The 5,026-nt window shown below is 72.2% G+C and carries 11 protein-coding genes; 1 reads left to right on the top strand and 10 read right to left on the bottom strand.

Annotation, left to right across the window (positions count from 1 at the left end; genetic code table 11):
• From G6031_RS04515 to G6031_RS04555, 9 genes are all read right to left on the bottom strand, one after another.
• Nucleotides 1-233, bottom strand: a 233-nt coding sequence (locus G6031_RS04515) for a transcriptional regulator (protein ID WP_206682140.1), incomplete at its 3' end; no start/stop codon positions are given.
• On the bottom strand, nucleotides 223-747 hold the full coding sequence (locus tag G6031_RS04520) for a hypothetical protein (RefSeq protein WP_017838014.1): 525 nt from the start codon (nucleotides 745-747) through the stop codon (nucleotides 223-225). The genes G6031_RS04515 and G6031_RS04520, both read right to left, overlap by 11 nt.
• The gene (locus G6031_RS04525; RefSeq protein ID WP_182652591.1) at nucleotides 738-1,316 is read right to left on the bottom strand and encodes an RNA polymerase sigma factor; all 579 of its coding nucleotides are present in this window, start codon (nucleotides 1,314-1,316) and stop codon (nucleotides 738-740) included. The genes G6031_RS04520 and G6031_RS04525 overlap by 10 nt, the downstream gene beginning before the upstream one ends.
• Entirely contained in the window at nucleotides 1,313-1,957 is a 645-nt protein-coding gene (locus tag G6031_RS04530) for a hypothetical protein (RefSeq protein WP_182652592.1), read from the bottom strand. The genes G6031_RS04525 and G6031_RS04530 overlap by 4 nt, the downstream gene beginning before the upstream one ends.
• Before the next feature lie 14 nt (nucleotides 1,958-1,971).
• On the bottom strand, nucleotides 1,972-2,526 hold the full coding sequence (locus G6031_RS04535) for a DUF6286 domain-containing protein (RefSeq protein ID WP_182652593.1): 555 nt from the start codon (nucleotides 2,524-2,526) through the stop codon (nucleotides 1,972-1,974).
• Nucleotides 2,523-2,972 carry a hypothetical protein gene (locus G6031_RS04540; protein WP_017838018.1) on the bottom strand — a complete coding sequence of 150 codons (450 nt, stop codon included), beginning with the start codon at nucleotides 2,970-2,972 and terminating at the stop codon, nucleotides 2,523-2,525. The genes G6031_RS04535 and G6031_RS04540 overlap by 4 nt, the downstream gene beginning before the upstream one ends.
• A gap of 3 nt (nucleotides 2,973-2,975) precedes the next feature.
• A complete protein-coding gene (locus G6031_RS04545) occupies nucleotides 2,976-3,152 on the bottom strand; it encodes a hypothetical protein (RefSeq protein ID WP_162845654.1) in 177 nt (58 codons plus the stop codon).
• 83 nt (nucleotides 3,153-3,235) lie between these two features.
• A complete protein-coding gene (locus tag G6031_RS04550) occupies nucleotides 3,236-3,766 on the bottom strand; it encodes an Asp23/Gls24 family envelope stress response protein (protein WP_176475066.1) in 531 nt (176 codons plus the stop codon).
• 182 nt (nucleotides 3,767-3,948) lie between these two features.
• A complete protein-coding gene (locus G6031_RS04555) occupies nucleotides 3,949-4,398 on the bottom strand; it encodes a hypothetical protein (RefSeq protein WP_095718233.1) in 450 nt (149 codons plus the stop codon).
• A gap of 249 nt (nucleotides 4,399-4,647) precedes the next feature.
• On the opposite strand from G6031_RS04555, the gene G6031_RS04560 reads away from it, so the two are divergent.
• Nucleotides 4,648-4,845 (top strand): hypothetical protein, encoded by a 198-nt coding sequence (locus G6031_RS04560; RefSeq protein ID WP_182652594.1) that lies wholly within the window; start codon nucleotides 4,648-4,650, stop codon nucleotides 4,843-4,845.
• On the opposite strand, the gene G6031_RS04565 is transcribed toward G6031_RS04560, so the two are convergent.
• The coding region (locus G6031_RS04565) for a hypothetical protein (protein WP_182652595.1) at nucleotides 4,829-5,026 on the bottom strand (198 nt) is incomplete at its 5' end. The two genes, G6031_RS04560 and G6031_RS04565, sit on opposite strands and share 17 nt — an antisense overlap.

Below are 5,026 nucleotides of genomic sequence, written 5' to 3' on the forward strand. Positions count from 1 at the left end.
ATCTCGCGCACGCTCTGCCTGACCGGTCGGGAGGGGTCCAGGCTCACCTCGACGGTGACCCTGTTGCCGTCGCGGTCGACGTGGAGACCGAAGTGACTCAGGACGGGGCCGGCCCGCCGTATGCGGGCATCGAGCGCCCGCAGTGAGGTGCCGATGCCGGGTTCTATCCCGTTGACCCCGGGGACGGCGACCACCAGGTCGATCAACTCCGCTGCCGTCGGCTCAGTTCTCATGAAGATCCTCGATGTGGACGTCGACCACCAGGTCGACGAGGTCGAATTCGCGGGCGCACGCACCACGCACCGCCTGTCGGACCGCGTCCGCCAGGGCGGGCAGATCCGGGGTCGACGCCGCGAACGAGACGCGGCACGCGATGCGGCGGGGCAGACCGCGGGTACCCCAGCCCTCGACCGGATCGTGGTCGACGGTGGTCCGCAGACTCAGCACCCCCGGGACGCCGTCGACGGTGTCGCGGATCAGTGTCCGCAGGGCGAGTTCGGTCAGCGAGTAGGGGCCGATGTCGGTGGGAGGCATCTGCACCCGCGCGCCGTGTCGGGCATCCGCGCGGACGGCCTCCGCCAGTGCCGACCTCGCCCGACCGGACAGCTGCACGGAGTCGTCGCCCCGGCTCTCGAGCTCGTCCCAGTCGCGGTGCAGGGCACTGATCTGATCGAGATAGTGCCGGGTGGCCTCGGCGTCGTCGGGTCCACCGGGTCCGGAGGATCCGTCCATGGTGTTCACCGCCATTCCTTCATATATTCGATCACGTGCGTGCGGGCACGCGCGAGGCGGCCCCGCGCGGTGGACTCGGTGATGTCGAGCGCGGACGCGACCTCCCGATAGGACATGCCGTCGATCTCGCGCAGTGTCCAGCAGGACCGCAGATCCGGGTCCATCGTCCCGAGCACCCGGGCCAGGGCCTGCATCTGCGCGTTGACCACGGTGGTCTGCGCGGGGTCGGACCGGGGGCCCTCGTCGCGATGGACGTTCAGGAGCTCGGGCGGCTGGGCGTCGGTGGAGCGGCGGGCCCGGCGGCGGGCGATGTCGGTCGCCCGCCGCGAGCAGATCTGGGCCAGCCAGCTCCGCACCGCATCCGGGTCGTCCAGGAGATGCAGCCGCTTCCACGCGGTGAGCAGCGACTCCTGGACCACGTCCTCGCTGTCCTGCCGGTCCCCCAACACCAGGTAGGCGATGCGGAACAGGCGACCCTGGTGGCGGTCGATCAACACGTCGAAGGCCTCGGGGTCACCGTCCTGTGCGCGCAGCACCAGGGTGCGGTCGGGGTACTCCCCCGGCGGGGAGGGCGCGGGGGTCATGCCGCCTCGGAGACCAGTTCCCCGCCCGCACCGTGATGGCGCACGGCCACGCGGTCGGATCGGGAGGTCCGCGGGGTGTGCACGCGGACCAGCAGGTCGACCGACCGAGGGCTGGTGCCGAGGGCGGTCTCCGGATCCGCGGCAAGCACCCGGCGGGCCTCCTCGACAGCCCATTCCACCTGCGCCTCCTCGGCGATCGTCACCTCGGCCAGGATCCGCAGGGAGGTCGTGGAGCCGGAGACCCGCACGGACGCCTCCTCGACGCCGGGGACGCCCTCCACCCGCTCGGCGAGCGCACGTTCCAGCACCTGGGGTTCCAGGGTGGCCAGGACCGTGCCGTCGTCGTCGTGCAGACGCAGAGAGGTGTGCGCCGGTGCGGTGGGGATCTGCGCGAGCAGCAGACCCAGCCCGACGAGCACGGCGAGGACGGAGGCGGCGGTGGCGGCCGGCAGTGCCCACCCACGGTGCTCCTGCACCAGCGTCGACACCGTCGAGTCGGCCGGCACCGTCAGGCCGGCGAGCGGCGAGCCCGCGGGGATGAGGGCGAAGGACACCGCGACCAGCCACGCCGCGACGGCCAGGGTCAGCAGACCCGCCACCGTCAACGCGATGCGGTTTCGGGTTCCGGACAGGCTACGCATGATGTGTCGTCCTCTCAGCTTCTGCGGTGGGTGCGCACGCGGGGGCGTGACGGGCCGGACGGGCGCAGTTCGGCCAGCGCCCGGTCCACGGCGTCCTTCGCTCCCCTGGTCACCGGGGCGGGGTCGTCGACCACGGTCGCCACGGCCACGTCGATCCGGCGCCGGCGGACGGCCACGCTCGTGCTGTGCACGCCGTCGACGTTCTCGGTCCGCCGTTGGATGCGGCGGGCCAGGTCACGGCGGGAGATGGCGGTCTCGCCCGGGACGTCGTCCTCGAGGACCAGGACGCGCGACGGGCGTCCCGGCACGAGGGCGGCCAGCAGCAGGGCGAGCCCCACCACAGCCAGGACGACGGCGGCGATGCGCGTCTCCGTCGATCCGATGCCGGTGCCCGAGATCGAGTCCACCGTGGCGGACGCCGCCGAGGGCCAGGTGCCGTCGACCAGGTAGGTCCCCAGCAGCCAGCTCCCCAGGCCGCCCGCGACCAGGAGCGCTGCGGCGAGCAGTCCCACCGGGATGGCGCGCGGTGGCCGTCTGATCAGTCCGCTTCCGCGGGTCCGTGCACTCATCTCAGTGCTCCTCTCGTCGCGGTCCCGGGGTTGAGCCACGAGATCTCGATGTCCAGCCGGCCCACCTGGAGGCCGGTCAACTCGCCGACCCTCTCGCGCACGTACCGGCGCAGGCCTCGGCAGGTGTCGGACAGGTTCACGGGGAACGCGACGCCCACGTCCAGCGTGAGCACGGCGACGGTCCCGTAGAGGTCGCAGGTGGCCGACGGGCGCGAGTCGAAGTCCCGGCGGGCGCCCACCCCCAGCAGACCTCCGGCGGCGCCGCCCACGTGGGTGTACTCGGAGGCGACCTGCTCGGCGATGCGGCCGACGACGGACGCGGGGATGGTGGTGAGTCCGCGCTCGGCGGCCGGCCGGAGCGCCTGGTCCTGCGGTGCGGACTCCTCGACCGCGGCCGGATCCGTGGCGGGCCGGCGACCGGTCTGGTCAGTCTGCGCGGCGGTCACGGGTCACCGCCTCCGGCGATCGGTGAGGCCCTTGATCTCGACGCGTCCCTCCATGGCCAGGCCCACGGCCACACCGATCACGCCGAAGATCAGCACGATGAGGAACTGGCCGATGGAGCCGAACGCGGCGACGGCGCCGAGGAACAACCCCACCAGAAGTGTGAGATGGGTGGTCTTCATGAGAACTCCTCGCTCAAGGGGTGCGGGGGCGGGCCGGGCGACCCGCCCCCGCGGTGCAGCAGTGGTCGGTGGGTGGGCGCGGATCAGCGCAGCTCGCCGCGCCCGCTCTCGGAGCTGGTGCGGACGTCGTCGCCGTCGTCGTCCTGGGGCAGGCGGACGTCGGCCACGTTGACGTTGACCTCGACGACCTCGAGTCCGGTGGTGCCCTCGACCTGGTCGATGATGTTGCGTCGGATGGCGTTGCCCACGTCGACGATCGAGGCGCCGTACTCCACGACCACCGTCACGTCGATCGCCGTCTGGGTCTCGCCCTTCTCGACGCTGATTCCGCCCGTGACGTTGGTCTGGGCGTTGGGGATGCGATCGGTCACGACCGAGAAGGCGCGTCGAGCGGCGTTGCCCATGTCGTAGACACCGGGGACCTCACGCGCGGCCATCCCGGCGATCTTGGCCACCACGGCGTCGTCCAGTGTGGTCACGCCGCGGGACGTCTGGAGCGGTCCGCGCGCGGGCTGCTTCTCGACGGACTTCTCCTGCGCCTCGGCCTGCGCGGCCTCGGCGGCCTGCTGCTCGCGCGACTGCTCACGGCCGGTCTTCGGAATTGCGTTCGACATGATTCCTCCTCGCGGGAAGGTCCGGCACCGGGCCGGGCCTTCGATGAACAACTACACAACTAAGACGTCACGAGTCGCCGGATCGTCACGAGAGATCTCGAACTTTTTTTCCGGGGCCTCGATCAGGCCGTGAACCTGCTGGTCACAGCGGCCTGGTGCCGGGTGGACGAGCCGTCGCGGCTCTAGTCCGTGATCCCCGGCAGACGATCGATCCGCACGCGCAGGGCACGCTCGGGCTGTCGCAGTCCGAACTCCGCGCGGCCCCGTCGACCGATTCGGGCGCCGCGGCGGGGCCGGGCACGGTGTCCGGGCCGGGCACTGTGTGCAGTCCGGGCACCGCGGCCATCGGACAGTGACACCGGGGCCCACAGGAGCACCGTGGTCACGACCACGACGAGGGCGAACACCGTCACGGTGAACACCGCGGGCGCCATCCAGCCGCTGCGGGCGTGGAGCACCGCGCCGGCCGCCATCTCCGCTGACGACACGACACCGCCCATGGACGCCCCGAGCGAGACCATGCCGGGTACCAGGGCGACGGCGACCGCGCCGGTGGCGAGTACCGCGAAGCCCGCGAGCCTGAGCCTTCGGCCGGGGCCGGGGCGGGTGCGCGGTCCGGGGAGAGAACTCATGTGCGTTCTCCTTTCAGCGTCTGCCCCTGATTCGGAGACCTACACCACACGGATGGGGGCGCCGGACCCCCACCGCGGGCGCCGCCGCGACCTCCCGACGAGCGAACAGGTGGCCCCCCTACCCCGGAGGGCGTTCGGGGACTATGGTCATCCGCGTCCACCGTCGATCCGCGTCCTCCGTGGATCCGCGGTCGAGCAACGTGGATATCGGGCAACGCGGATACGCAGTCGAGCCGGAAGAGGAGTTCCATGGCCACCTCCACCATGCCGCCCCAGGTACTGGGGCAGCGGTTGCAGTTGACGACCCTCGAGTTGGGGGTCGGCGCAGCGCTCGCCGCGGTGGCGGTCCTGGGGGTCACCCTGTTCGCGGTGTCGAGCGAGTCCGCGCAGTCCTCCCCGGGCGCGGACCGGAACGCCTCCACCGCGGTGGTCAGCCAGGTCCCCTGAGGGCTCCCGCCCTCCGGCCCAGGTAGCGGCGCTCGGGCAGCGACGTCGCCTCCTCCGCCGCCAGGCCGTAGAGCTCGGCGGCCGCGGCCCTGTCCCCCGCCAACTCGTGCAGGTACGCCTCGGCCGCGGTGCGCCGGGGCACCGAGCGCGGCACCGCTTCGAGCGCGGCCAACCCCTCTCG

The organism is Dietzia sp. CQ4 (assembly GCF_014145125.1).
Lineage (GTDB): Bacteria > Actinomycetota > Actinomycetes > Mycobacteriales > Mycobacteriaceae > Dietzia > Dietzia natronolimnaea.